Below are 25,734 nucleotides of genomic sequence, written 5' to 3'. Positions count from 1 at the left end.
CCTTCACTGAGGAAGGAAAGAATCACTACTGCTATGAAACGGGCAAAGCTCATCAGGATATTATTGTTGTTGGCTGTATTCCTGCCCCTGTTAGTTAGTGCCCAGGAGGAAGAAAGTGCCGAAGTATTCCTGGAGGAATACACGGATGAATTTCAAGAGTATTTTTTTGAGGCCCTCAAGCAAAAAGGAATAGAGAACTACGACAAGGCGATCAATGCGTTGCTGAGGTGTAAGGAAATGGACCCTGAGAGCCCGGTAATCGACCATGAACTGGCCAAAACCTACCGGCTGAACAACCAGATGGGTTTGGCCCAGGAGTTTGCCCTGGATGCTTTGAGAAAGCAGCCGGAAAATCTGTGGTATCTGAGCACTTATCTGGAACTGGCAGGATCTCGTTCTCTGGATCTCAATGTATTAAAGGGGCAAATACCCTTTGAAAACACCCGATTAAAGGAGAATCTCGCGAGTCTGTTGGTTGAAAAGGGGAAATTCGACATAGCTTCCCGTCTGTTAAAGCAACTTGACCAAAGTGAGTTTAAAACGCGCATGGAGGCAAGGATCGCAGATTCCTTGGCTGTGGAGGACAACAATATGGTGCCGGAGCCCGTTGAAGGGGAAGAAGAGGAGCCTGACCCCTATCAGACCAGGGTTAGCAGATTACAGGATTTGATGGAAAAGGCCAATTTTGGGCAACTGGAAGCAGAAGCGACAGATGCTTTGGAGGCGTATCCTCTCCAACCCTTTTTCTATTTCATGAAGGGAGTTGCTCTCAACGGACTCGAACGGTATGAGTCGGCTGAAGAGTATCTGCTTATGGGGCTGGACTTCATTGCGAATGATGAGGAATTGACGAATAAATTTTACAAGGAGCTCGCCACCACCTACCAGGGGTTGGGCGATCCGGACAAAGCAAATATGTATCTTAGCAGGATAAAGAATGGATCTTAAAGAGAAGAGGCAGAGGATCAGATTAGCCCTGAGGGCAGGGTATGTATTGCTGCTTTTCGCAGCCTTATCTTCCTGTAAATCGGCGAAGCTGTTGACCGACAAGACTTTTGATGAAAACCTTCCTGCAAGGACCGTCATCAGGAATCACTACAGGAACCAGGTCGATTTTCGAACACTTACCGGCAAACTGCGCATCGCTTACTCGGACGGGGAATCAAGCCAAACCGTCGGGGTCAGCCTCAGGATGGAGAAGGACAAGGCTATCTGGCTGAGTGCCCCCCTGGGTGTTGTAAAGGCGATGATCACTCCGGGACGTGTTTCTTTCTACAATAAGCTGGAAAACAGTTATTTTGACGGGAGCTTCGAATATTTGAGCAAGTTGTTAGGGACTGAACTGGATTTCAAAAAGGTACAGAACCTGCTTCTCGGGGAGGCCTTGTATGATCTCAGGGAAGAGAAATACGAGGTTTCAGTGAATTCTTCTACATACGAATTGAAACCGGTGAGGACCCTTGATCTTTTTAAAACTTTCTTTACTGTGAATCCTGGCAACTTCAGGCTGGCTTCCCAGCAGATCTCCCAGCCGCTTCAAAAGAGGCTTCTGGAAATCAGGTATAAGGACTATCAGGAAAAGAGCAAAAAGATCGTCCCAAACAATGTGGGTATTCTGGCAATAGACAATGACCAGCGGAATGTGATCGATATAGAGTATCGAAATATTGAATTCAATACCAAGGTCAGTTTTCCTTACAAGATCCCGAGTGGATATGAAAAGATCGTGTTGAACTGAAATGAAGAACCTTCCCGGATACCCGCTTATTTTATTCTTTGCGTTGGTGCTGCTGACATTTCCTTCTGCATGGGCCCAGACCAACGAACAAAAAGCCCTGGAGGCCAAAAGGGAGCAACTTCAGCGGGAGATCAGCGAAATGAACCGGTTGCTATTCGCGGAACGAAAGCAGCGAGGCACGGTGCTGGATCAGATGGAACTGCTGGATCAGAAGATCAAAGTGAGACAGCAGTTGATCAGGGTCACCAATCAGCAATCCAATCTGCTGAGCAGACAGATCAATGCGAATATCCGGAACATTGCGAAATTGCGAGAAGACCTGGAGATCCTGAAGGACGAATATGCCCATATGATCCAGAAATCATACCGCAACCGGTCACGTCAAAGTAGATTGATGTTCCTTCTTTCCTCCAAGAGCTTTTATCAGGCTTTTAAAAGATTACAATACCTTAAGCAGTACACCCAATACAGGAAGGAACAGGGCCTGCAAATTGCTAAGAAAACAGATGATCTGATCGCCCTCAACAATGAACTCACTCAGCAGCGAAAGGAAAAGGAAAATTTGATCGCTGAGAACAAGGCTGCGCGAAAAGAGCTATTTGAGGAGATCGAGGAACAAAAAGGATTGCTGAAGACCATCCGGCAGAATGAGAGCAATTACACAGCTGCCATCAATAGGAAAAAGGCTGAGGCCAGAAAGATCGATGAACAGATAGAAAGGCTGATCCGAAGTGCGATCGCCGCCTCTAATAAAGAGGCGGGTAACGCTTCGAATACAAGCAAGTTTGTGCTGACCCCTGAGGCAACTATTATCGCCAACAATTTCTCTGCAAACAAGGGAAGGCTTATTTGGCCGGTCGAAAAAGGGATCAAGAGGCAGGGTTTTGGTATCTACAGCGATGCCGTATACCCCGGGATCAAACACCAGAATAACGGGGTGATCATCGCTACGGAAGAAGGGGCAAAAGCAAGGGCCGTATTCGAAGGAGAAGTAATAGCCATCTTAGCTGTTCCCGGCGGGGGTAAGGGCGTGCAGGTAAAACACGGTAACTACATCAGCACCTATTACAACCTGGCCAACCTTTACGTCAAAAAAGGGGACAAGGTGGCGGCCAAGGAAGAACTAGGGGAGATTTACACCAACCGGCTGAATGGGCTCACCCAGTTGAAATTTTATCTTTACAGGGATGCAACCCGATTGAATCCGGAAGAGTGGATCTATCAATTGTAAATCAGTTAGAACATGAATAGTATCACCGACATCAAAGGAGGATTTACACTGCAAAATGGAGTTAAGATGCCCTACTTCGGGCTTGGCGTTTGGGAGACCAGGGAGGGTGAAGAAGTCATAAACGCTGTTAAGGCAGCCTTGCAATACGGATACAGGCATATAGACACAGCTGCTGTATATCACAATGAAGTAGGTGTTGGTAAAGGGATTCGGGAGAGTGGGATTCCCAGGGAAGATATTTTTCTTGTCAGCAAGGTATGGAATACGGAACAGGGATATGACTCCACTATCAGAGCATTTGAAGCAAGCCTGGAGCGACTCGGCACGGATTATCTGGATCTGTACCTCATTCATTGGCCGGTGAAAGGTAAATACAGGGAAACATGGAGGGCTTTGGAAACCCTGTATAGTGAAAAACGTGTGAAGGCCATAGGGGTAAGCAATTTCCTGTCGCATCATCTTGAGGACCTGTTAGACAAGGCTTCGGTTGTTCCTATGGTAAATCAAATGGAGTTTCACCCCTATCTTGTTCAACAGGATTTAATCGATTATTGCAAGGATAATCAAATACAGTACGAAGCGTGGTCTCCAATGATGAGAGGACGAATATTTACTATTCCTGAATTGATCGATTTAGCTAAAAAATACGAGAAAACAGTTGCTCAGATCGTATTGAGATGGGACCTTCAGAAAGGTGTGGTCACCATTCCCAAGTCGAGGAACAAAGACCGTATTAAATCCAATGCTCAGGTTTTCGATTTCACACTTTCTGAGAATGATGTACAATTTCTTGATAGTCTGGACCGGAATAAGCGTTTCGGGCCGCACCCAAGGGCTATGGATTTTCCCCCGTTGATCAGGAAAGCGTGGAATTATTACATACGGAAATCAAATAAATAATGCCTTTAACTCTGTGGCGTCGTGGGGTTTCATCTTTCCTGCGAGGACCAGGCTCAGTTGTTTTCTTCTCAACGCCCCGTCAAAACGTATCTTCTCCAGTTCGGTTTCGGGCTCTATGGGAGGTACAACCGTAGGTTTCCCTGTTTCATCGACCGCCACGAAGGTGTAAATAGCTTCATTTGCTTTTGTTCTTTCCCCGCTTACACGATCTTCCATCCAGACATCGATATATACTTCCATGGAAGTCCTGAACGTCCTGGAAATGGCGGCTTCCAGGGTTACCACACTCCCTAGAGGCACGGACCTGTTAAACGCAACGTGGTTTACAGACGCGGTAACGGCTACCCTGCGGCTGTGCCTTCTCGCGGTGATGCTGGCGGCCCTGTCCATCCTGGCCAGTAATTCACCACCGAACAGGTTGTTGAGCGGATTGGTTTCACTGGGAAGCACCAGGTCAGTCATAACGGTCCTGGAATCACTGGGTTTCTTGGGATTCATGGAAATAAGGTTTTCGCAAAGATACGAGGTAATTAAAGCCGGGAAAAGGTCAGGTTCTTATTTTACAGAGAGTAGCCAGGCGTCTTTTGATTCCGTTGCCCGGATCCTTTTCAGGGCATCGAGGGCTTCCCTTGGGGTATCGTGACTCTCAAAGGCCACCTGGTACAATCCAAATGCATTCTGGCCTACATAGAAGGCATCAAACCCCTTATTGCGCAATTGACTGATCTTCTTGTCTGCATTGTTCCTCTCCCTGAAAGCACCGGCAATAATGTGGTGACGTTTTCTGGTATTCTTCTCCACCTCCAACCGGAATACCGGTAGTTCCAGAGGTTTGGTATCAAAGAAGGTCGCCTCCTGAATGCTGCTGGAGATGATTTCCTGGGCTTTTTGCTGAGAAAGGGCCGTATTGCTCTGTGCCTGATCGTAGGTGAGGTATCCACTGAATCCGGCTGAAATGGCAAGTAAGACAATGGCCGCATACTTGAGCAAAGGTCTGTAATTGCTCTTTTCCCGTTCTTCGCGGGTGATGATGAAAGGTACCTTTTCTTCGAGTTCTTCAACCTCCTGTTTTAGAACTTCCCTAAGGATGGGTTTGGAGACGATCGGACTCAGACCAAAAGATGAGGTTAAATAATTGGTGTGACGGGTTGGCTGAAAAATAAGTTTTCCCTCCCGGGTAGGTTTGAAGGATCCGATATTTTCAAGTACAAGGGCTTCTCCCTGCTTCAATTGTGCTTTCCAGGCCTTTACCTTTGCCGCCAACCGGTCCTGTATCTCCTCGTAGGAAGACTTTTCAGCTTCCGCCATATAAGAGATAAGCAAACCGTCGTTGGATTGGAGCTGACTGTTGAAGGACAGTACCTTGGACGGGGGATGGAAGGTATGAGCTGATCGGTCAATGTAGGCCGGTTTTACGTGCGTCAGCAACGCACCGAAGTCGGGAATGACAACGCAATTATATCTGTAGAGAAGTTCTTGTATGTATTCTGCGGCACGCATCAGAACAAAGATGAAAAAAAATAGACCTGCTTCAAAACACAGTTCGACTTTTTATCAACATAACTATTGGACTACATTGAGCGTTAGAAATTTATGATGAGAGATGATGGATCAGGAAATAATTTCTTTATTACGACTACAGGCCATCCCCAACCTGGGTGAAATTTCTGCAAGAAAGCTCATTCAGTGTTGCGGTAGTGCAGCAGGGATCTTTAAGGAGAAAAAGAGCACATTTCTGCAACTAAAGGGGATCGGGACCAAGCATATTCACAATCTCTTCGATTCCCGGTATCTCAAATTGGCCGAAAGGGAATTCCGGCATATTGCTGACAGGGGAATTGAAGTCCTTCCATTTACGGACCACAGGTACCCCCGATATTTAAATCATTGTTCCGATGGTCCTTTGCTCCTCTTTGCAAGGGGCAACATACACCTGACAGACCAAAGGATCCTTAGCATCGTAGGAACGCGAAATATGACCCGCCAGGGAGGGGAGTTTTGCAGGAAGCTCATTGAGGAGCTCAGGCCTTTGAACCCCGTGATCGTAAGCGGATTTGCCTATGGTGTCGATATCTGTGTTCACGAGGCTGCATTGGATTTCGGCTTGCAGACCATAGGTTGCCTGGCACATGGATTGAACCAGATATATCCCAGGTTCCATCAGAGATTTTGCGGGCCTGTGGAAGAAAATGGAGGCTTTCTTACAGAATTCTGGAGTACGAGCAAGCCGGAAAGGAATAATTTTTTGAAGAGAAACCGGATCATTGCCGGGATGAGTGAAGCCACTATTGTCATTGAGTCGGGGGAAAGGGGAGGTAGCCTGGTCACTGCGGAAATGGCCAATGGGTATAACCGGGATGTATTTGCGGTTCCGGGTCGGCCCTCAGACCTCTTTAGTGAAGGGACCAATGCCTTGATAAAAACCCAGAAAGCCCAAATGCTGACCTCAGCTGCTGATCTTCTCTATCATTTAAACTGGGATCTGGGGGCAAAGCCCCAACCTGGGATACAAAAACAGTTCTTCATTCAATTAGACGCGGAAGAGCAGAAGATTATTTCTCAATTAGAAGAAGGAGGCCGATTAAAACTCGATGATATTGCCATGAAAAGTGGTCTCCCTATTGGCAGGACAGCCTCTGCACTCCTTTCAATGGAAATGAAAGGGGCTATCAGACCTCTGCCGGGTAAGTTTTTTGAGGTCATCTGAACCGGTATAACAAACTGTTTGGTTTGTAGAAAGTAAAAAGGATGAAGTAAAGAGGATCCCGGGCGTATTCCACCGATCAATAATGCAGTAAAACCATGGAAAGGGACAGATTAAAAAATCCCGGAGGTAAATAGACCAACTGATTAGTCGGTTTGACAAATTTCTAATATCCTAGTTTTTCCCTCACTCTCTGCAGTACTTCATCGGCCACTTTTTGAGCCTTTTGTGATCCCAGATGTAATAATTCGTCTACTTCAGATAGGTTTTCCATGTAGTAGAGGAACTTTTTTCTGGGCACCTCAAATTTCTCAAGAATACATTCTAATAAGGCTTTTTTAGCGTGACCGTACCCGTAATTCCCGCCGAGGTAATTTTCTCTCATCTGCTTTACATCAGCAGGGGAGGCCAGTAACGAATACAGGGCGAAGACTGTGTCCTTATCCGGGTCCTTGGGATCTTCGAGGGGAGTGCTGTCTGTCTGGATCCCCATGATCTGTTTTTTGAGTTGTTTTTCAGGAAGGAAGATATCGATAAGGTTCCCTTTGCTCTTGCTCATTTTTTCCCCGTCTGTTCCGGGGATATACATGGTCTCTTCCTTTACCCTGGCTTCGGGCATCACGAAGGTTTCCCCCAGTTGGGCGTGGAATCGCGAGGCTACATCCCTTGTCATTTCGAGGTGCTGAAGCTGATCTTTTCCCACGGGCACTATGTCTGCGTCGTAAAGCAGAATGTCTGCCGCCATCAACATGGGATAGGTGAACAGGCCTGCGTTGACATCTCCCAGTCGGTCTGCCTTATCCTTGAAGGAATGGGCGAGTGTCAGTCTCTGGTAAGGAAAGAAACAACTCAGGTACCAGGCCAGTTCGGTTACCTGGGGTACATCGCTCTGGCGATAGAACACCGTTTTTTCCACATCCAGGCCAAAAGCCAGCCAGGCGGCGGCGGTGGCGTATGTATTCATCCTCAATTCCTCCCCGTTTTTGATCTGGGTAAGGGAGTGCATATCGGCTATAAAAAGGAAGGATTCATTGCGGGAGTCACCGGCCATCTCAATGGCCGGGATGATCGCCCCAAGCAGGTTGCCCAGGTGCGGTGTACCCGTACTTTGAATCCCTGTTAATATTCGCGCCATATGCCTTCTGGTAAAGAATGACAAAAGTAAAAGAAATCCTAGAACCCTGCTAAAATTGTTATTTTTGATTCCATGTTAAAAGGACTTATCTGGATCGGCCAACTGCTGTACCGCGTTTGGTTTTACATACTGGTGGCGATTCCGATTTTATTTTTCTCTCCTCTTCTGGTGCTCCTAACCCTCTCCGAAAAGACCTATCCGCAATTTTTCTGGCTGGCCAGGAATATCTGGGCCAATTTGATCCTCTATGGAATGGGCTGTATTCCTAAGATCAGTTATCAAGAAAAGCTGATTCGAGGTAAAAGTTATATGTTGATCGCCAACCATACGAGCATGCTGGACATTATGCTTATGCTCAGGGCTAGTCGGAATCCCTTCGTCTTTGTTGGAAAAAAGGAACTGGTCAGGATCCCCATCTTCGGATTTTTCTACAAAAGGGTATGTATCATGGTAGACAGGGACGACAGTAAAAGTAGGATGGGGGTGTATTGGCGGGCACAACGAAGGCTGGACCAGGGCCTGAGTATATGTATATTTCCGGAAGGTGGTGTACCCCCGGAGGATGTGGTCCTGGATTCATTTAAGGACGGGGCTTTTAAGATGGGGATCTCACATAAAATACCGATCGTTCCTATGATCTTTTTTGATGCAAAGGAACGCTTCCCTTTTACCTTGAAAGGAAGTGGCCCCGGAATTTTACGGGTAAGTGTATACCCTTTTATTAAAACCGAAACTCTTAGCGAAAATCAAGCAATTCCTCTGAGGGATTCCACCAGGGATTTCATGTTGAAGAAACTTCTGGAGGACGTCTAATGTCATAATATACACAACGGTATAAAAAAACACCCCGCGGAGATGCGAGGTGCTTCAGGGTCGCTGAGAAGGCAGCAACCAACCTAACCAACATCTTAGAACCTGAAATTAAGCCCGGAATAGACCCCCATGGAAAACGGCTGAAAATTCCCTGAGGTATCGGTAAAGGTGTTCAGTTGATATTTGAACATAGGCTCCAGGTTCAGTCGTAATTTATCGTTGATCTCATAGGAGACGCCTATCCCAAAATTCGTACTGAAGTTGAGGTCGTTTATATTATTTGCCTCGCCCATTTCAGTGGTATTCCCGTTTGATTCAAGGACTACGGTATTATTGGTGAGAAATAGAGAACTGATTCCTCCAACCAGGCTGACGCCTACTTTGCGCTCAACCAGCGCATAGGTCAGCTCCAGGGGGACTTCCAGATACCCGAATTCCTGGACCATCTTCCCGTTCAGGGAAGGATCCGGTCCGGCCACATCCTGTGCATTCTCAAGGTCGAGTTTTCCGCTATTGGTATTGCTCCTCACTACGAGATTCCGCGAACTGAGATTGTAGTCGATGTTGTTGATGATCCCGTTCGTATTTGCATTCAGGGAGGAGGAAAAAGAAACATCCCTTGTGTCATAGCCAAAATCGACCCTGTGTACTCCTGATCTCACTTTCAGCCTTTTTGCGAGCTCGTAGCTAACAGCAACCCCATAACTCATATTGACATTTCCGGATTTTGCGTTATCCCTGAAACTCGAATGGATAGGAGAACCCTGGGCCAGTGAACTGAAGAAGACCGGGGCAACCCTAGGACCTACTTCCCATTTTCCTCCTGATCTTTCTTCGATCAACTCCTCTTCCTGGGCCGCAATAGCTTCCAGAATAGACGGCTTTTCATCAGTTTTCTCAGTTTCGGGAACTGGAACCTCTTCAGCCTGTTCTTTCTCTGAATTCTTAGCGACAGTTTGTTCAGGGGTTACCTCTTTTTTGATGTCCTTTTCTCCATTTTCCTTTCCGGCCATCGGCGCACGCCCCAAAGCTATTTCCTCGGATTCAGCAGCATCCTTTCGAGAAGATGATTCCACATTCTCCATGGCATCTCCGGAAATGGAAGGTTCATTCCGGGCCAGGGTTGTTTGCCCTTTTAACGGAGCGGTATTCAAACCATTACCTTTTGTGTTTTCAGTTCCTGTATCTTCCTGACTTCCATTTAATGTTTCCTGACCATTCACACGATCTTCTTGTGAGATGACGATCGAATTATTTGGGTCTTCGGTATTTTCCAGATCCATCAACCCCGGTTCAGGGTCTGCAGGACTAACTGATGGGGTTTCCGTTACGGATTCTGAAGGGTTGGGAACATCCCCGTCGGGAAGAAAGAGGAAAAGGCCTGCAATAAGCAGGGCCGCCACGCCGGCTATCCGCCACCATACGGGAAGGATCCTTCGTTTACTCTTCTTTTTGTCCAGTGATGCCGATACCCTTTCCCAGACGTGTTCCTCTGGGATCTGACTGAAATTTTCGAGCTTTTCCCGGAATACCTTTTCTATGTCTTTCTTTTTCATGCCCATGGAATTAAGCGATGTTGATATTTTCTTTCTTTAACTTCTCCTTCAAGATCATTTTAGCCCTGGAGAGATTAGATTTGGAGGTCCCTGTTGAGGTTCCGAGCATTTCGCTGATCTCCTTGTGGGTATACCCGTCAAGTACATACAGGTTGAAGGTAAGCCTGTATTTTGTCGGCAGCTCCTGTACGTATTGCAATAAGGTGGAGAGCTGCACGTCGGCATATTCGAATTCAACCTCCTCTTCCTCTTTCAAATTATCGGAGACCACATTCATGAATTGCTCCTTTCGATACTTCTGCAAAACGGTATTCACAGTGATCCGCTTTAACCAACCTTCGAAGGAGCCCTTGAACTTGAACTGGTCTATCTTGTCATAGATAGTGAGGAAGCTATCGTGCAGATTGTCTTCGGCCTCCATCTTATTTCGGGAATACTTCAGACAAAGTCCAAATAAGACAGCGGAATACTTCCGGTAAAGCTTTTCCTGAGCCTTCCTGTCTCCTTTTATGCAACGATGTATGAGCTTTTTCAGATCCAAAATGTTGGTCAGATTTTGATCCCTGCTCCCTAAATTACGATCAGTTCACGGGGACTTCCACCTCTATGTACTGCTGATTCCCATTCTCATCCTCCCCTGTCCAGAATCGGAAGAGATAGGGCTCATCGTAAAGACAGATAAAATTAAATGAGGCTTCGAGTTCTTCAGTGGCCAGGGTGCATACTTCATCGTAGAAATCTGTACCGATGGCAACCACATTTCGCGTGGTTACGCCTTCTTTAGTGATATCAAATCCTTCAAAGAAAACACAGGCGCTGGGACGCAGGTAGGTCACCCTGATCTCATAGGTCTCATTGAGTTCGAATGATTCCGGAAGATCTACGCTAAGGATCTGCAGGGGTACAAATCTGAAATTCACGCGGTCATCTTCCAGCTTACAGGATGAAAGCCCGAGAAAAACTACGCAAAGCAACAGGGATAAGGGTTTCTTTAAGCTCATCTCATTACAGGTTTTCCCTAAGATGAAGTTAAGGGATAAAGGTTGCTTTGGGCTGGAAGAGAAAGGTCTATACCTTAATGGCGGTAATGGCCTCTTTGATCTTCTCCTCGAGTTCCTCGAGTAGCTCGGGATTATCCTGAAGAAGGACCTTCACGGCATCCCTTCCCTGTCCGAGCTTCGTATCACCGTAACTGAACCAGGACCCGCTCTTTTTGATGATCTCGAATTCAACCCCCAGGTCCAGAATTTCCCCAACCTTGGAGATCCCTTCCCCGTACATAATGTCGAATTCGGCCGTCTTGAAAGGTGGCGCCACCTTGTTCTTAACCACTTTCACCCGGGTTTTGTTACCCTGAACATTTCCATCGGAATCCTTGATCTGGGTAGATCTGCGGATATCGAGCCTGACAGAAGCGTAAAATTTAAGGGCATTACCTCCGGTAGTGGTTTCGGGATTACCAAACATGACCCCGATCTTTTCCCTCAACTGGTTGATAAAGATCACGGTACAATGGGTCTTGCTAATAGATGCGGTGAGTTTCCTCAACGCCTGTGACATGAGTCGGGCGTGCAATCCCATCTTGGAATCTCCCATCTCGCCTTCTATCTCGCTTTTTGGCGTAAGGGCGGCCACAGAATCTATGATCACGATGTCGATGGCCCCGGAACGGATCAAATTGTCAGCGATCTCAAGAGCCTGTTCCCCGTGATCGGGTTGTGAAATGATGAGGTTGTCAATATCCACTCCCAGCTTTTGGGCATAAAAACGGTCGAATGCGTGTTCTGCATCAATAAAAGCCGCAATGCCTCCATTCTTTTGCGCTTCCGCAATCGCGTGCAACGTCAGGGTTGTCTTTCCCGAAGATTCGGGACCATAGATCTCGATCACCCTGCCTCTTGGATAGCCTCCAACTCCCAGGGCGATATCCAGACCGAGCGAACCCGATGAGATCACCTCTACATCAGCGACCACATCATCCCCCATCTTCATAACAGCCCCCTTCCCATAGGTCTTGTCGAGTTTGTCCAGGGTAAGTTTAAGGGCTTTCAACTTGGCTTCTTTCTCACTGCTCATGTCTTCTGTGTCTTAAATTAAAAAGGGTGATAAAATTACCACTTCTTTTTGCATATCACAATCAGAAAAGCAACCTTTTTGAAATAAACCCATCTACTTCAAAAGCATTATTAAATCTTGTTCACTTTATTGGTTTTGACTACTATGGAAAAGAAGATTTCATTAAAGTGATCGTAAAGGGTCCTGACAATCAGGGCCCTTTTTTATTTGATTACCCTGCAAAAATTGTACTTTTGTCCTTCATTTTCATTCACCTTAATTACGGTATAGCATGCAACTGTACAATACATTAAGTGCGAAAGAAAGGGAAGCCCTTATTGAAGAGGCCGGCAAGGACCGTCTCACGATTTCCTTCTACAGATACGCACACATCGGCAATCCTCAAATTTTCAGGAACCATCTTTTTGTGGCATGGGACGCACTGGACGTCCTGGGCAGGATCTATGTGGCCCATGAAGGGATCAATGCCCAACTTTCTGTTCCCGCCGAGAATTTTGATGCTTTTAAAGCCCATCTGGACAGTATCAGCTTCCTGGAAAACGTCCGCTTGAACATCGCCATCGAACACGACAATAAATCCTTCCTGAAACTGAAGATCAAAGTTCGTGACAAGATCGTCGCAGACGGTCTGAATGACGACACCTTTGACGTCACTGACAAAGGGATCCACGTGGGTGCAGAACAGTTCAACGAACTCATTGAGGACCCGGATACGCTCCTGGTAGACATGCGCAACCATTACGAAAGTGAGATAGGTCATTTCAAGAACGCCATCACCCCGGATGTGGATACCTTCCGGGACTCACTCGATATAATTGAACAACAGCTATCAGACCACAAAGAGGATAAGAAACTGGTCATGTATTGCACCGGAGGTATCCGATGTGAAAAAGCGAGTGCCTACTACAGGCATAAGGGATTCAAGCAGGTCTACCAGCTCGAAGGGGGTATCATTGATTACACCAGGCAGGTAAAGGCCAAAGGACTGGAGAACAAGTTCATGGGCAAAAATTTTGTCTTTGATCAGAGGAGAAGTGAACGCATATCCGATGACATCATATCCAATTGCCATCAGTGTGGGGAACCTTGTGACACCCATGTAAATTGCGCCAACGAGGCCTGCCACCTCTTGTTTATCCAATGTGAGTCCTGTGCGGAGAAGATGGACCATTGCTGTTCTCATGAATGCCAGGAGGTCATCGCCCTGCCCGAAGAGGTTCAGAAGGAGCTCAGAAAGGGAATATCAAAGAGCAATAAGATCTTTAAAAAAGGTCGCTCGGAGGTCCTGGTCTATAAAAAACCACCTCAGGAGCCTGTCAGCAACTCTTTTACTTCACACTAAAAAAATAGTATCTTTACCCGTAAGAATTTTTACGAACCTTTTTTGGCAAGGACCCGGGTGTTCTTGTTCAAATCAAGATAAAGAATTATGGGTTGTAGCAGTTGTTCAACCGTCAAGGATGGACAACCTAGGGGATGCAAGAACAATGGTACTTGCGGTACGGATGGTTGTAATAAGTTAACGGTATTTGACTGGCTCTCCAACATGTCTCTCCCCAATGGGGAAAAGCGATTCGACTGTGTGGAGGTCAGGTTTAAAAACAGCAGGAAGGAATTCTTCCGGGTTCCTGAGGATATACCACTTTCCATTGGAGATATTGTCGCCACGCAGGCCAAATCAGGCCATGACGTGGGCATCGTGACACTCACCGGAGAACTCGTCCGCATACAGATGAAAAAGAAAAAGGTGGCCTACGACGATGCAGAGCTGCCCAAGATCTACAGGAAAGCTACCCAGAAGGACATAGACAAATGGCAGAAATGCAGGGGGAAGGAAGATGAGATCAAGAAAAGGTCGCGCGAAATGGCCATCCTGCTCCGACTTCAAATGAAGATCTCGGATGTGGAATTCCAGGGAGACGGTTCCAAGGCTACTTTTTATTACACAGCAGAAGACAGGGTAGACTTCAGGCAGCTTATCAAAGACATGGCCAAGGCCTTTGGGATCCGGATCGAAATGAGGCAGATCGGATACAGGCAGGAGGCCCAGAGACTCGGCGGAATCGGTTCTTGTGGAAGGGAACTTTGTTGTTCTACCTGGCTTACAGATTTCAGGTCGGTCAGCACCTCGGCAGCCAGATATCAGCAACTTTCCCTGAACCCACAAAAACTCGCAGGGCAGTGTGGCAAGTTGAAATGCTGCCTCAATTACGAACTCGACATGTACCTGGAGGCGCTCAAAGATTTCCCTCCACAGGAAAGCAAACTCTTCACTGAAAAGGGTACTGCTTTTTGCCAAAAAACAGATATCTTCAAAGGGTTGCTTTGGTATTCCTACAAGGAGGACCCGTCTCGATGGCATACCCTGACAAAGGAGCAGGTGCAGGAGATCATACAGAAGAACAAGTCGAAGGAAAAAGTGGCGAGCCTGGAGATCTATGCCACCGACAATGTGGAAAGAGAGGCAGCACTATTCGACAATTCTTCCGGCCAGGACAGCCTCACGCGATTCGACAGGCCAAAGCAGAAAAAACGAAGGAAAAAGAACAACAAAAGAAGGAGGAATCCGGCAAAATCCTCAAGGAAAAATGCATAGAGCAACATACCTTTTGATCTTCCTGGGAGCTCTGTTGACCGGATGCGGCAATGCCGTAGAATTCTCTGAATTCCACCCCCTTGAGAACGGTCGGTGGGACAGGGATGACATTGCAGAATTCAAGACGCCTGAACTGAGTTCAGACCAGGTTTATGATTTTTATATCAATGTCAGGAATGATGAGAGTTTTCCCTACAGCAACCTGTTTCTGATCACGGAATTGGAATCCCCTGAGGGCGAGACAACACGTGATACCCTGGAGTATGTGATGGCTGAGGCAGACGGGACCTGGCTGGGTTTAGGTTATGGAAGTATCAAAGAAAACAAGCTTTGGTACAAGGAAAACATCAAATTGCCCGTTTCAGGCGTATATACAATACGAATAGAACAGGCCATGCGGAAAAACGGAAGCGTTGAGGGGATATCCGAATTGGAAGGAATCACCGATGTGGGTCTGGAAATTGAAAGGCGTTAGAACATGGCGAAAGCAAAGAAAAAATCTGTCGACAATTCATTTCACCCTTTTATCAAATGGTTCTGGATCCTGTTTCTCAGCGGTATCCTGGGAGTATTCCTGATCTTCCTGCTAGCTGCCTGGGGAGTGTTTGGGGAGATGCCAACCTTTGAACGGCTCGAAAACCCACAGACCAATCTCGCCACCGAGATCATATCCTCTGACGGGGCCACCTTAGGTAAATTTTACCTGGATGACAACAGGACCCCTGTGGCTTACGAAGACCTGCCTGAAAATCTTGTCAATGCCCTGGTCGCCACCGAAGATGCACGATACTACGATCATTCCGGGATCGATGGTATAGGTACGATGAGGGCCTTTATCTTCCTGGGTCAAAGAGGAGGTGCCAGTACTATTTCCCAACAGTTGGCACGTCAGTTATTCGTGGGAGTAAGATCAAAAAATCTATTCCAGGCGGTTACCCAGAAGATCAAGGAATGGGTGATCGCAACCAGGCTTGAACGCAATTATACGAAAGAGGAGATCATAGCCATGTACATGAACATCTACGACTTTGGCTATAATGCCGACGGGATCCGGTCGGCCTCCAGGATCTATTTTGGAAAGGAACCCAAGGACCTGAAAACTGAGGAGTCTGCGGTCCTGGTCGGGATGCTGAAAAACTCGTCCCTCTACAATCCCATCCGAAGAGAGCAACTGGTACTCGACAGGCGTAATACCGTCCTCTCCCAGATGGAGAAATACGAGTACATTACTGAGGAGGAGAAAGATTCACTCCAGGCCTTGAAAATGGACATCAATTTCAGTCCCGAATCGCACAGGGAAGGTCTGGCCACCTATTTCAGGATGTACCTGCAGGGGTTTTTAAACAACTGGATCAAAAACAACCCAAAACCGGTCGTGGCAGAAGGGGAAAGAGAGACCTGGAACATATATCTCGACGGGCTGAAGGTGTACACTACCATCGACTCAAGGATGCAGAAGAATGCCGAGGATGCCATGGCGGAACATATGAAAAAACTGCAGGCAGAATTCTTTCATCAGAATACGCCCCAGCGTAACCCTACAACTCCATTTCTCGACCTGGAGAGAGAGGAGATAAAGACGATCATGGAGAGGGCCATGAAGAATTCCGAACGGTGGCGTACCATGAAAGCAGCCGGAAAGTCGGAAGAAGAGATCCGGGAATCCTTCAATCAGAAAACGGAGATGACCGTATTTGACTGGAACAGCGATACCCGGGAGAAAGATACCGTGATGACACCTATGGATTCCATCCGGTATTACAAGACCATCCTCAGGACGGCCATGATGTCAATGGAACCCCAGACCGGCCATGTGAAGGCATGGGTAGGGGGGATCAACTACAAGCATTTTCAATACGACAACGTTATTCAGGGCGCAAGGCAGGCCGGGTCTACCTTCAAGCCTTTTGTGTATGCCGCTGCCATTGACCAGCTCAGGATGTCCCCCTGCGACGAGCTGCCGGATAGCCAGTATTGTATAGAAGCAGGGAAACACGGCAACCCCGAACCCTGGTGCCCTAAGAATTCGGACGGCAGGTATTCCGGCAACATGTATACCCTGAAAAGGGCCCTGGCAAATTCAGTAAATACGGTAACCGCACAACTTATCGACAAGGTCGGTCCTAAACCGGTCGTTTCCATTGTAAAAAACCTCGGCCTTACCAGGGAGATTCCTGAAGTGCCCTCTATTGCCCTGGGAACACCCGATTTTAACGTATATGAAATGGTGGGTGCCTATGGCACCTTTGTCAATCAGGGAGTGTATGTGAAGCCCGTCATGGTGACCCGTATCGAAGACAAGAACGGAAGCGTGCTTTACGAATACGTCCCTGAGACCAAAGATGTACTGAGCAAGGAAGTGGCCTACGCCATGATCAACCTCCTCGAAGGGGTTACGGAAGGCGGATCGGGAACCCGACTCAGGCACAGTTTTAATAAAAACGATGCCCTTTACAAGGAGATCATCACAGGGTATCCTTATGAATTTACCAATCCTATTGCCGGAAAGACCGGGACCACGCAAAACCAAAGTGACGGGTGGTTCATGGGTATGGTCCCCAACCTGGTCACAGGAGTATGGGTTGGAGGGGAAGAGCGCGCCACTCACTTTAAGTCCATCAACTACGGACAAGGAGCTTCCATGGCCCTGCCTATCTGGGCCCTGTACATGAAAAAGAATTACGAAAATCCGGACCTGGGTGTTTCAAAAGAGGAATTCCCGGCACCGGAAAACATGAGCATAAATCTCGATTGTTCCAAAGTCATACAGGTTGAAGGGGAAGAAGACGACCTGGAAGACGATCTGGACCTCGATTTCTAAATAAAACCACAAACTATGATCCCAAAAACAGTTGGAGGACCTGCAGAAGCCCTGGATGGAGTAAAGGACGGTATGACCCTGATGTTGGGTGGGTTCGGTCTTTGCGGTATCCCGGAGAATGCCATTGCGGAATTGGTCAGGCTGGGTGTCAAGGACCTGACGTGCATCAGCAATAATGCCGGGGTAGACGACTTCGGTCTGGGATTATTGTTGCAAAAGCACCAGATCAAGAAAATGATCTCCTCCTATGTAGGTGAAAATGACGAATTTGAACGACAGATGCTGAGCGGAGAATTGGAAGTGGAACTCACACCCCAGGGAACCCTTGCTGAAAAATGCAGGGCGGCCCAGGCCGGATTTCCCGCCTTTTATACCCCGGCAGGATTTGGTACCGAAGTGGCTGAAGGAAAGGAAACACGTGAGTTTAATGGAAAGATGTACGTGCTGGAATACGCTTATAAGGCCGATTTCTCTTTTGTAAAGGCATGGAAAGGGGATGAGGCCGGAAACTTGATCTTCAAAGGCACAGCTCGGAATTTTAATCCCTGTATGTGTGGTGCTGCGAAGATCACAGTTGCAGAGGTAGAGGAATTGCTCCCTGCGGGATCTCTTGATCCCAATGAAATTCATATTCCGGGAATCTTTGTACAAAGGATCTTCAAAGGGGAGAAGTACGAAAAGAGAATCGAACAACGAACCGTAAGAACCCGAAACTGATGCTGGACAAGAACGGAATAGCAAAAAGGATAGCGAAGGAAGTCAGGGATGGCTTTTACGTCAACCTGGGAATTGGCATACCCACCCTGGTAGCCAATTTTGTGCGCAGTGATATACATGTGGAGTTTCAAAGTGAAAATGGTGTTCTGGGAATGGGACCCTTCCCCTTTGAAGGAGAAGAGGACGCTGATATCATCAATGCCGGAAAACAGACCATAACCACCCTCCCGGGAGCCTCCTTCTTCGATTCGGCCCTGAGTTTCTCCATGATCCGCGGTCAACACGTAGACCTGACCATTTTAGGGGCTATGGAAGTGGCGGAGAACGGGGACATCGCCAACTGGAAGATCCCCGGAAAAATGGTGAAGGGAATGGGAGGCGCCATGGATCTCGTAGCCTCAGCAGAAAACATCATCGTCGCCATGACCCACACCAATAAAGCGGGTGAATCCAAATTGCTCAAACGCTGTACCCTGCCACTTACCGGCGTGGGCTGCGTTAAAAAAATCGTCACCAATCTGGCGGTGCTCGAGGTAGTAGAGGGAGGGTTTAAACTCCTGGAAAGAGCACCCGGAGTTTCAGTAGAAACGATTGCCGAAGCCACAGAGGGCAACCTGATCATAGAAGGGGATATTCCGGAAATGGTCATATAAACTTCTCATTTCTCTGAGTTCACAACTTTTGCCGATAATTTAACAACAATTATTGCCGGTTTTTTGCGTTCTATTATTATTTTAGGAGCCCTTTGAAAATGAAAGAACTAAACCTAATCTTAACCCCAAGAAGCTATGGACACAAAGACTAATCAGGCGCCTTCTGAAGAAAAAGTACAAGTCTACAGGAACGATTTCTTTCACGGCGTTCTACAACTGGCAAAAAAGTTGTTTATGTTCTGATATCGGAACACGAGCGAAGAAAGGAGTAAAATCATAGGTTTTACTCCTTTTTTTATTAGTTTTCGGCTCATTTGCTTGTGTAGTGGAATTGGTCTTAAAGCGTTGTACACCTGAAGATTTGGAGAGTCTGACAGAGATCTCACGAAAGACATTTTCGGATGCGTTCGAAGCCGCGAACGACCCTGAGGATTTTCAGCACTACCTCAATACCGCTCTTTCATCAAAGACTTTGTTGTCTGAATTACAGAACCCCTTATCCCATTTTTATTTTGTGTACCATGAAGGGAAAGTGGCTGGATACTTCAAATACAATGAAGCAGCAGCACAAACCGATCTGAAGGATCCCCTGGCCATTGAACTGGAACGCATTTATGTGGTCTCGGAGTACCAGAATAAGGGGCTTGGCAGACGGATGATCAATGAGGTCATCCAAAAAGCCATTGAGCTCAGGAAACGCTATATTTGGCTTGGAGTTTGGGAAGAGAACAAGGGCGCCATTTCCTTCTACGAAAGCCTGGGATTTGAAAAGTTCGGGAAACACCCCTATTATATTGGCAAGGACAGGCAAATGGACTGGTTGATGAAACTGCAATTGCCTACCTTGTAATTTTAAACTTTGGATATGAGAACACTTTGGCTTCTTTCGCTTTTTCTGTTGCTGGCCCTATCTTCAAGGGGGCAGGAAGCATACTATTTTCCTGACAGGCATGCTGTATGGACGACCCGATCTCCCCAACAAGTGAATATGAATGCATCTGCCATAAATGATGCCGTGAAATTTGCTGTGAATAATGAATATTCAGGTTCCCGCGATCTGAGAATTGCCATCCTCAAAGGGTTCAAAAGAGAGCCTTTCCACGAGATCCTGGGTCCCACCAAGAAGAGAGGTGGACCTGCCGGGATGATCCTGAAAAATGGATACCTGGTTGCTTCCTGGGGGGATGTCGGGAGGGTAGATATGACCTTCAGTGTGACTAAAAGCTTCCTCTCGACAGTCGCAGGCGTGGCAGAGGACGATGAGTTGATTGCCACCACAACAGATAAGGTTGATACATATATCTGGGATGGCACTTTTTCCGGGGAACACAATGCCAAGATCACCTGGGAGCATTTGCTGCAGCAAACTTCCGACTGGTCGGGGGAGCTCTGGGGCGGACTCGACTGGGCAGACAGACCCCCAAGGGAGGGAGATCTGGACGACTGGAAATTCAGGGAACTAAATGAGCCGGGGACCGTGATGGAGTACAATGATGTACGGGTAAACCTGCTGGCCTATTGCCTTACCCACGTTTGGCGCAAATCCCTCCCGGCAGTCTTAAAGGAAGAGGTGATGGATCCTATCGGTGCGAGTTCTACCTGGAGGTGGTTTGGTTATGAGAATGCCTGGACCGAGGTAGACGGGGTTCAGGTAAAATCTGTGACCGGAGGAGGGCACAGCGGGGGAGGCATCTTTATCAACACCCTCGACATGGCCCGTTTCGGGATGTTATTCCTCAACAAAGGCAAATGGAGCCAAGACCAGATTATCAGTGAGACCTGGATCCAAAAGGCCACGACACCTTCCATTCCCAATCCTAATTACGGGTATCTCTGGTGGCTGAATACCAAAGGAGAACGGCATTGGGAAGGATGGTCTGAAGATCTATTCTACGCCGCCGGCTTCGGGGGAAATTTCATTGTTGTCGACAGGGAACACGATCTGGTGGTGGTTACACGGTGGCTTGAACCTTCAAAGATGGGTGAATTCATGGCCCTCTTGCGAAAGGCTCTCTGATCAGATCGAATTGAGGATCTCCGCAGCCTTCAGGAGCGTTTCATCGGTCTTGGCAAAACAGAAACGAAGGTGTTTCTGGTCCAGATTTCCGAGATTGAAGACAGAAACAGGTATACTCGCAATCCCTTTTTCCAATATAAGTCGCTTAGCAAAGTCCACATCCCCTTCCTGGGTGATACGGGAGTAGTCGAGCAGTTGAAAGTACGTGCCCTTACTGGGAGTAAAAGTGAATCGTGAGGGATGTATCGCATCGAGAAAAAGATCTCGTTTTTTCTGGAATAGATCTGAAAGGCCTAGGTAATGATCGGGTTCAGCCAGGTATTCGGCCAGGGCCCTTTGGATGGGGTGGTTGATGGCGTAAACATTGAACTCGTGTACCTTACGGAATTCTTTCATCAAAGGGGCAGGGGCAGCACAATAGCCCATCTTCCAGCCGGTCACGTGAAAGGTCTTCCCGAAGGAGGCCATGGCAAAGCTCCGCTCGGCGAGTTCCGGGTATTTGGAAACGCTTCTGTGTATTTCCCCGTCAAAAACCATATGCTCATAGACCTCATCGCTTAGCACCATGATATCAGTGTTCCTGAGGGATTCCGACAGTTGTTCCATGTCATTTTCAGATAGGATGTTGCCCGTAGGGTTGTGAGGGGAGTTGATGATGACCAGTCGGGTCTTCCCGCTGATAGCAGCCCCGAACTCATCCCAGTCGATCCGGTAATCCTTCCCTTTCATTTGCAGGGGCACGACCTTCCCCCCGTTGAGCTCAATGGCGGGCTCATAACAGTCGTACGCAGGTTTGAACACGATCACCTCATCGCCCTTGTGAACAACTGCTGTAATGGCTGTGAAGATCCCCTGGGTGGCTCCGGCTACCATTGTGATCTCCTTATCCGGGTCATATCTTCTCCCGTAGAGTTGATGAATCTTATCACTGATCACTTCCCTCAGGGAATAGATGCCCTCCATAGGGGCGTATTGATTGTACCCTGCTTCCAAGGCTTTTGAGACCAAGTTCAGGAGTTCAGGGTCGGCCCCAAAATTCGGAAATCCCTGGCTGAGGTTGAGCGCCTGATGCTTGTGAGCCCATTTTCCCACAACGGTAAAGATGGAGGACTGCAGATCAGGCAATTTGGAAGGAAGACGATCTATCAAGGGGAGTGGTTTTAAGTTCTTTTAAAGGTAGTAAAATTGAAATCGACCGGGATCCATAAAAAAACCCCTGCCTTTTCGGACAGGGGTGGTTAGCAAAAGAATTTTATTATCCTCTGACAGATGCACTCAGGTACTCCCTGTTCATCCTGGCGATGTTCTCAAGGGAGATCCCTTTGGGGCACTCCACTTCACAGGCGCCTGTATTGGTACAGTTTCCGAATCCTTCCAGATCCATCTGCCTCACCATATTCATTACCCGGTCTGCAGCTTCAACCCTACCCTGTGGCAAGAGTGCAAACTGGGATACCTTGGCTGAGGTGAACAGCATGGCACTCGCATTTTTACAAGCAGCCACACAGGCACCGCAACCGATACAGGTGGCGGCATTAAAAGATAGATCTGCTTTTTCTTTTTCAATCGGAATGGCGTTCGCATCAACGGTATTCCCTGAAGTATTCACAGAGATGTAACCTCCTGCCTGCTGTATCCTGTCGAAGGCAGATCGGTCTATGATCAAATCCTTGACAACCGGGAATGCCTTGGCCCTGAAAGGTTCAATGGTGATTGTATCCCCGTCCTTAAAGCTGCGCATATGCAGCTGGCATGCAGTGATACGGGTGTCCGGTCCGTGAGGCCGTCCGTTGATCTGCAGGGAACAGGTTCCACAGATCCCTTCCCGACAGTCGTGATCGAATTCAACAGGCTCTTCGCCTTTGGAGATCAGCTCTTCATTGAGGATGTCGAGCATTTCCAGAAAGGACATGTCGCCTTCGATCCCGTCAAGGGTATAATCGACCATCTTTCCTTTGGAGGTGGCGTCTTTCTGTCGCCATATCTTCAAATATATTTTCATAGCAATTTATTTGTATGATCGTGTCTTAAGTTCAATATTCTCATATACCAGTTCTTCCTTGTGAAGTTTGGCATCTTTGGGCTCGCCTTTGTATTCCCAGGCGGCCACATACTTGTAATTCTTGTCATCCCTCAGCGCTTCGCCTTCAGGGGTCTGGTACTCTTCCCTGAAGTGTCCGCCGCAGGACTCGTTGCGTTCGAGGGCGTCTTTGGCAAAGAGCTCACCGATCTCCAGGAAATCAGCTACCCTGCCCGCTTTCTCCAGCTCCTGGTTTTTGGAATCCGGACTACCGGTAACTTTCACATTTTCCCAGAAATCCGCACGCAGTTCGGCGATCTCTTTTATGGCCTCTTTCAGGCCTTTCTCATTCCGGCTCATCCCGCATTTGTCCCACATGATCTTCCCGAGCTTCTTGTGGTAATAATCCACGGAATGCTTTCCTTTTCCTGACATTAATTTGTTAAGCCTATCCCTGACGTCCTTTTCTGCCTGGTCGAATTCCGGGCTGTCTGTAGGGATCTTTCCTGTCCTGATATCGTCAGACAGATAGTCACCGATAGTGTAGGGCAGGACAAAATAACCGTCTGCCAGTCCCTGCATCAGGGCAGAAGCCCCGAGGCGGTTGGCACCGTGGTCACTGAAGTTGGATTCCCCAATGGAATAGCAACCGGGAACTGTGGTCATCAGGTTGTAATCTACCCAGAGTCCGCCCATCGTATAGTGCACGGCGGGGTAAATCATCATAGGGGTCTTATAGGGATTCTGGTCTACGATCTTCTCGTACATCTGGAAGAGGTTTCCGTATTTGGCTTCGATCACCTCTTCTCCCAGTTTCCTTACTGTGTCCTCATCGGGATCCTGGATCCCTGAGGTATAGGCTTTCTCAGTTCCGTATCGTTTGATAGCTGATGCAAAATCGAGGTATACGGCCTCTCCCGTTTTATTCACTCCATATCCGGCATCGCACCTTTCCTTGGCGGCGCGGGATGCGACGTCCCTGGGGACCAGGTTACCAAATGCAGGATATCTTCTTTCCAGGTAATAGTCCCTGTCTTCCTCAGCAAGTTCGGTAGGCTTTAATTTCCCTTCCCGAATGGCTTTTGCATCTTCGAGTTTCTTAGGTACCCAGATACGGCCGTCATTTCTCAGGGACTCAGACATAAGGGTGAGCTTAGACTGGTGATCTCCCGAAACCGGGATACATGTTGGGTGAATCTGTGTAAAGCATGGATTGGCAAAGAAGGCCCCTCTTTTGTGGGTCCTCCAGGCCGCCATCACATTGGCTCCCATGCAATAGGTTGAGAGGAAGAAGAGGTTTCCATAGCCTCCCGAGGCGATGACCACGGCATGGGCAGAGTGCCTCTCAATCTCACCTGTGACAAGGTCTCGGGCAATGATCCCTCTCGCTTTTCCATCGATCACCACTAAATCCAGCATTTCGTGACGGGTATAGGACTTGATCTTTCCCCTTTGGATCTGCCGATTCATAGCTGCATAGGCACCCAGCAGGAGTTGCTGCCCGGTCTGACCTTTAGCGTAGAAGGTACGGGAGACCAAAACCCCACCGAAGGACCGGTTGTCTAAAAGTCCGCCGTATTCTCGGGCAAAAGGCACCCCTTGCGCCACACACTGGTCGATGATATTCCCGGAGACTTCAGCAAGCCGGTATACGTTGGCTTCCCTTGATCGGTAATCCCCACCTTTGATGGTATCATAAAAGAGGCGGTAATCACTGTCCCCGTCTCCCTGGTAGTTCTTGGAAGCATTCACACCCCCCTGGGCTGCGATAGAGTGCGCCCTGCGCGGAGAGTCCTGGTAACAGAAGGTCTTTACGTTATAACCCAGCTCGGCAAGGGTGGCTGAGGCAGATCCTCCGGCCAAACCTGTCCCAACGACAATGATGTCGATATTCCTTTTGTTGGCAGGGTTTACCAGGTTGATATCGTTCTTATGTTTGGTCCATTTATCGGCCAGGGGCCCTTTTGGAACTTTGGAGTCTAGAATGCCCATATATTAGTGTATTATCGGATTAAAATGATGATAGATGGCGATAAAGGCGAAACCTAAGGGGATCGCTACGGCATATATCTTTGTGAAATTGACAATGGATGGGGTATACTTGTTGTTGACCCCCATAGTCTGGAAGGAAGAGGCAAACCCGTGCCACAGGTGAAGGGAGAGGAGCCCGAAGGAGACCACATAGATAGCGGTCCTCCAGAAGGGTGCAAATTTCTCAACGGTCTCGGCATAATACCGGGTGGGGTCCTCCGGATTGGCTTCCACGTATTTGTAGGCCATTTCGTGTACCCAGAAATCGTAAAAATGAAGTCCGAGGAAGGCCAGGATGACTGCTCCGGAGATGATCATGTTCCTGGACACCCAGGGAGCGTTAGCGCCTCCTTTGTACTGTACGTACTTAACGCCCCTCGCCCTGTTGTTCTGAATCTCAAGAACAAATCCCATCACGAAATGGATAACCACTCCAGCGATCAGGATGGGCTGCATTATAAATTGCACAATGACGTTGTATCCCATGAAATGAGATAATTCATTGAAGGTTTCCGGAGAGATGACCGAAGTAAAGTTGATGGTGAAATGCAAGGCCAGGAATAAGACCAAAAAAATACCAGAAAGTGCCATTACGACTTTTCTGGCTATGGAAGATCGTATGATTTTACTCATTACAGTTACTGTTTAGGGTCACAAATTTACGGCAGAACCCCCGCAATAGCAAACGAAATAGGCCAATACTTACGGCGTATTGAGCTAATTTTC

At 47.8% G+C, this 25,734-nt stretch carries 25 protein-coding genes; 14 read left to right on the top strand and 11 right to left on the bottom strand.

Annotated elements, in window-relative coordinates:
- Window positions 1-33 precede the first annotated feature (33 nt).
- From IEV19_RS07755 to IEV19_RS07740, 4 genes are read left to right on the top strand one after another with little or no spacing between them, the layout of a single operon-like run.
- Window positions 34-948, top strand: a complete 915-nt coding sequence (locus IEV19_RS07755) for a tetratricopeptide repeat protein (protein WP_188370084.1) — start codon at window positions 34-36, stop codon at window positions 946-948.
- Window positions 938-1,738 (top strand): lipoprotein insertase outer membrane protein LolB1, encoded by an 801-nt coding sequence (gene lolB1 / locus IEV19_RS07750; protein WP_188370083.1) that lies wholly within the window; start codon window positions 938-940, stop codon window positions 1,736-1,738. The genes IEV19_RS07755 and lolB1 overlap by 11 nt, the downstream gene beginning before the upstream one ends.
- Before the next feature lies 1 nt (window position 1,739).
- The gene (locus tag IEV19_RS07745; protein ID WP_188370082.1) at window positions 1,740-2,969 is read left to right on the top strand and encodes a murein hydrolase activator EnvC family protein; all 1,230 of its coding nucleotides are present in this window, start codon (window positions 1,740-1,742) and stop codon (window positions 2,967-2,969) included.
- A gap of 12 nt (window positions 2,970-2,981) precedes the next feature.
- On the top strand, window positions 2,982-3,869 hold the full coding sequence (locus IEV19_RS07740; RefSeq protein ID WP_188370081.1) for an aldo/keto reductase: 888 nt from the start codon (window positions 2,982-2,984) through the stop codon (window positions 3,867-3,869).
- Here the strand turns inward: IEV19_RS07740 and IEV19_RS07735 are convergent.
- Together IEV19_RS07735 and IEV19_RS07730 are read right to left on the bottom strand one after the other, a co-directional pair.
- Window positions 3,858-4,367, bottom strand: coding sequence for an acyl-CoA thioesterase (locus IEV19_RS07735; protein WP_188370080.1), 510 nt, complete (start codon window positions 4,365-4,367; stop codon window positions 3,858-3,860). The genes IEV19_RS07740 and IEV19_RS07735 overlap by 12 nt on opposite strands.
- A gap of 57 nt (window positions 4,368-4,424) precedes the next feature.
- A complete protein-coding gene (locus IEV19_RS07730) occupies window positions 4,425-5,369 on the bottom strand; it encodes an HU domain-containing protein (protein WP_188370079.1) in 945 nt (314 codons plus the stop codon).
- Between the two features lie 103 nt (window positions 5,370-5,472).
- Between IEV19_RS07730 and dprA the strand changes: the two genes are divergently transcribed.
- Complete coding sequence (gene dprA / locus IEV19_RS07725) at window positions 5,473-6,576, top strand: DNA-processing protein DprA (protein ID WP_188370078.1); 1,104 nt, start codon at window positions 5,473-5,475, stop codon at window positions 6,574-6,576.
- 163 nt (window positions 6,577-6,739) lie between these two features.
- On the opposite strand, the gene trpS is transcribed toward dprA, so the two are convergent.
- The gene (gene trpS / locus IEV19_RS07720; protein ID WP_188370077.1) at window positions 6,740-7,708 is read right to left on the bottom strand and encodes a tryptophan--tRNA ligase; all 969 of its coding nucleotides are present in this window, start codon (window positions 7,706-7,708) and stop codon (window positions 6,740-6,742) included.
- Window positions 7,709-7,780: 72 nt separating this feature from the next.
- Between trpS and IEV19_RS07715 the strand changes: the two genes are divergently transcribed.
- Entirely contained in the window at window positions 7,781-8,521 is a 741-nt protein-coding gene (locus tag IEV19_RS07715) for a lysophospholipid acyltransferase family protein (protein ID WP_188370076.1), read from the top strand.
- A gap of 95 nt (window positions 8,522-8,616) precedes the next feature.
- Here IEV19_RS07715 and IEV19_RS07710 read toward each other — a convergent pair whose 3' ends face one another.
- The 4 genes from IEV19_RS07710 to recA all read right to left on the bottom strand — a co-directional run bounded on the left by IEV19_RS07710 (window position 8,617) and on the right by recA (window position 12,153).
- Window positions 8,617-10,077, bottom strand: coding sequence for an outer membrane beta-barrel protein (locus IEV19_RS07710; RefSeq protein WP_188370075.1), 1,461 nt, complete (start codon window positions 10,075-10,077; stop codon window positions 8,617-8,619).
- A gap of 10 nt (window positions 10,078-10,087) precedes the next feature.
- Window positions 10,088-10,618, bottom strand: a complete 531-nt coding sequence (locus tag IEV19_RS07705; protein ID WP_188370074.1) for an RNA polymerase sigma factor — start codon at window positions 10,616-10,618, stop codon at window positions 10,088-10,090.
- Window positions 10,619-10,658: 40 nt separating this feature from the next.
- On the bottom strand, window positions 10,659-11,078 hold the full coding sequence (locus tag IEV19_RS07700) for a hypothetical protein (protein ID WP_188370073.1): 420 nt from the start codon (window positions 11,076-11,078) through the stop codon (window positions 10,659-10,661).
- A gap of 67 nt (window positions 11,079-11,145) precedes the next feature.
- On the bottom strand, window positions 11,146-12,153 hold the full coding sequence (gene recA / locus IEV19_RS07695) for a recombinase RecA (RefSeq protein WP_188370072.1): 1,008 nt from the start codon (window positions 12,151-12,153) through the stop codon (window positions 11,146-11,148).
- A gap of 271 nt (window positions 12,154-12,424) precedes the next feature.
- On the opposite strand from recA, the gene trhO reads away from it, so the two are divergent.
- The 8 genes from trhO to IEV19_RS07655 all read left to right on the top strand — a co-directional run bounded on the left by trhO (window position 12,425) and on the right by IEV19_RS07655 (window position 20,957).
- On the top strand, window positions 12,425-13,495 hold the full coding sequence (gene trhO / locus IEV19_RS07690; protein WP_188370071.1) for an oxygen-dependent tRNA uridine(34) hydroxylase TrhO: 1,071 nt from the start codon (window positions 12,425-12,427) through the stop codon (window positions 13,493-13,495).
- 87 nt (window positions 13,496-13,582) lie between these two features.
- Window positions 13,583-14,749 (top strand): PSP1 domain-containing protein, encoded by a 1,167-nt coding sequence (locus tag IEV19_RS07685; protein WP_188370070.1) that lies wholly within the window; start codon window positions 13,583-13,585, stop codon window positions 14,747-14,749.
- Window positions 14,742-15,224: a gliding motility lipoprotein GldH gene (locus IEV19_RS07680; RefSeq protein WP_188370069.1), complete on the top strand. Its 483-nt coding sequence runs from the start codon at window positions 14,742-14,744 to the stop codon at window positions 15,222-15,224. Before IEV19_RS07685 ends, IEV19_RS07680 begins: the two co-directional genes overlap by 8 nt.
- A 3-nt stretch (window positions 15,225-15,227) precedes the next feature.
- The gene (locus IEV19_RS07675) at window positions 15,228-17,570 is read left to right on the top strand and encodes a penicillin-binding protein 1A (protein WP_188370068.1); all 2,343 of its coding nucleotides are present in this window, start codon (window positions 15,228-15,230) and stop codon (window positions 17,568-17,570) included.
- A 15-nt stretch (window positions 17,571-17,585) separates the two neighbouring features.
- Window positions 17,586-18,287: a CoA transferase subunit A gene (locus IEV19_RS07670; RefSeq protein ID WP_188370067.1), complete on the top strand. Its 702-nt coding sequence runs from the start codon at window positions 17,586-17,588 to the stop codon at window positions 18,285-18,287.
- Entirely contained in the window at window positions 18,287-18,940 is a 654-nt protein-coding gene (locus IEV19_RS07665; RefSeq protein ID WP_188370066.1) for a CoA transferase subunit B, read from the top strand. Before IEV19_RS07670 ends, IEV19_RS07665 begins: the two co-directional genes overlap by 1 nt.
- Before the next feature lie 325 nt (window positions 18,941-19,265).
- On the top strand, window positions 19,266-19,790 hold the full coding sequence (locus IEV19_RS07660; protein ID WP_188370065.1) for a GNAT family N-acetyltransferase: 525 nt from the start codon (window positions 19,266-19,268) through the stop codon (window positions 19,788-19,790).
- Between the two features lie 15 nt (window positions 19,791-19,805).
- Entirely contained in the window at window positions 19,806-20,957 is a 1,152-nt protein-coding gene (locus IEV19_RS07655) for a serine hydrolase domain-containing protein (protein WP_188370064.1), read from the top strand.
- Here the strand turns inward: IEV19_RS07655 and IEV19_RS07650 are convergent, their stop codons facing one another.
- The 4 genes from IEV19_RS07650 to IEV19_RS07635 all read right to left on the bottom strand — a co-directional run bounded on the left by IEV19_RS07650 (window position 20,958) and on the right by IEV19_RS07635 (window position 25,641).
- Window positions 20,958-22,106, bottom strand: coding sequence for a methionine aminotransferase (locus IEV19_RS07650; protein WP_308418529.1), 1,149 nt, complete (start codon window positions 22,104-22,106; stop codon window positions 20,958-20,960). It lies immediately after the preceding gene.
- A gap of 106 nt (window positions 22,107-22,212) precedes the next feature.
- Window positions 22,213-22,959: a succinate dehydrogenase/fumarate reductase iron-sulfur subunit gene (locus IEV19_RS07645; RefSeq protein WP_188370063.1), complete on the bottom strand. Its 747-nt coding sequence runs from the start codon at window positions 22,957-22,959 to the stop codon at window positions 22,213-22,215.
- 6 nt (window positions 22,960-22,965) lie between these two features.
- Complete coding sequence (locus IEV19_RS07640; RefSeq protein ID WP_188370062.1) at window positions 22,966-24,969, bottom strand: fumarate reductase/succinate dehydrogenase flavoprotein subunit; 2,004 nt, start codon at window positions 24,967-24,969, stop codon at window positions 22,966-22,968.
- Window positions 24,970-24,972: 3 nt separating this feature from the next.
- Complete coding sequence (locus tag IEV19_RS07635) at window positions 24,973-25,641, bottom strand: succinate dehydrogenase cytochrome b subunit (protein ID WP_188370061.1); 669 nt, start codon at window positions 25,639-25,641, stop codon at window positions 24,973-24,975.
- Between the last annotated feature and the right edge of the window lie 93 nt (window positions 25,642-25,734).

The sequence above is a fragment of the Muriicola marianensis genome (assembly GCF_014638095.1).
Classification (GTDB): Bacteria; Bacteroidota; Bacteroidia; order Flavobacteriales; family Flavobacteriaceae; genus Muriicola; species Muriicola marianensis.
This window is presented reverse-complemented; position numbering and strand designations above follow the sequence as displayed.

What these genes read in the sequence shown, in the direction of transcription:
- IEV19_RS07755 (WP_188370084.1), top strand. Translation starts at nt 34, where the DNA reads ATGAAACGGGCAAAGCTCATCAGGATATTATTGTTGTTGGCTGTATTC.
- lolB1 (WP_188370083.1), top strand. Translation starts at nt 938, where the DNA reads ATGGATCTTAAAGAGAAGAGGCAGAGGATCAGATTAGCCCTGAGGGCA.
- IEV19_RS07745 (WP_188370082.1), top strand. Translation starts at nt 1,740, where the DNA reads ATGAAGAACCTTCCCGGATACCCGCTTATTTTATTCTTTGCGTTGGTG.
- IEV19_RS07740 (WP_188370081.1), top strand. Translation starts at nt 2,982, where the DNA reads ATGAATAGTATCACCGACATCAAAGGAGGATTTACACTGCAAAATGGA.
- IEV19_RS07735 (WP_188370080.1), bottom strand. Translation starts at nt 4,367, where the DNA reads ATGAATCCCAAGAAACCCAGTGATTCCAGGACCGTTATGACTGACCTG.
- IEV19_RS07730 (WP_188370079.1), bottom strand. Translation starts at nt 5,369, where the DNA reads ATGCGTGCCGCAGAATACATACAAGAACTTCTCTACAGATATAATTGC.
- dprA (WP_188370078.1), top strand. Translation starts at nt 5,473, where the DNA reads ATGATGGATCAGGAAATAATTTCTTTATTACGACTACAGGCCATCCCC.
- trpS (WP_188370077.1), bottom strand. Translation starts at nt 7,708, where the DNA reads ATGGCGCGAATATTAACAGGGATTCAAAGTACGGGTACACCGCACCTG.
- IEV19_RS07715 (WP_188370076.1), top strand. Translation starts at nt 7,781, where the DNA reads ATGTTAAAAGGACTTATCTGGATCGGCCAACTGCTGTACCGCGTTTGG.
- IEV19_RS07710 (WP_188370075.1), bottom strand. Translation starts at nt 10,077, where the DNA reads ATGAAAAAGAAAGACATAGAAAAGGTATTCCGGGAAAAGCTCGAAAAT.
- IEV19_RS07700 (WP_188370073.1), bottom strand. Translation starts at nt 11,078, where the DNA reads ATGAGCTTAAAGAAACCCTTATCCCTGTTGCTTTGCGTAGTTTTTCTC.
- recA (WP_188370072.1), bottom strand. Translation starts at nt 12,153, where the DNA reads ATGAGCAGTGAGAAAGAAGCCAAGTTGAAAGCCCTTAAACTTACCCTG.
- trhO (WP_188370071.1), top strand. Translation starts at nt 12,425, where the DNA reads ATGCAACTGTACAATACATTAAGTGCGAAAGAAAGGGAAGCCCTTATT.
- IEV19_RS07685 (WP_188370070.1), top strand. Translation starts at nt 13,583, where the DNA reads ATGGGTTGTAGCAGTTGTTCAACCGTCAAGGATGGACAACCTAGGGGA.
- IEV19_RS07680 (WP_188370069.1), top strand. Translation starts at nt 14,742, where the DNA reads ATGCATAGAGCAACATACCTTTTGATCTTCCTGGGAGCTCTGTTGACC.
- IEV19_RS07675 (WP_188370068.1), top strand. Translation starts at nt 15,228, where the DNA reads ATGGCGAAAGCAAAGAAAAAATCTGTCGACAATTCATTTCACCCTTTT.
- IEV19_RS07670 (WP_188370067.1), top strand. Translation starts at nt 17,586, where the DNA reads ATGATCCCAAAAACAGTTGGAGGACCTGCAGAAGCCCTGGATGGAGTA.
- IEV19_RS07665 (WP_188370066.1), top strand. Translation starts at nt 18,287, where the DNA reads ATGCTGGACAAGAACGGAATAGCAAAAAGGATAGCGAAGGAAGTCAGG.
- IEV19_RS07655 (WP_188370064.1), top strand. Translation starts at nt 19,806, where the DNA reads ATGAGAACACTTTGGCTTCTTTCGCTTTTTCTGTTGCTGGCCCTATCT.
- IEV19_RS07645 (WP_188370063.1), bottom strand. Translation starts at nt 22,959, where the DNA reads ATGAAAATATATTTGAAGATATGGCGACAGAAAGACGCCACCTCCAAA.
- IEV19_RS07640 (WP_188370062.1), bottom strand. Translation starts at nt 24,969, where the DNA reads ATGGGCATTCTAGACTCCAAAGTTCCAAAAGGGCCCCTGGCCGATAAA.
- IEV19_RS07635 (WP_188370061.1), bottom strand. Translation starts at nt 25,641, where the DNA reads ATGAGTAAAATCATACGATCTTCCATAGCCAGAAAAGTCGTAATGGCA.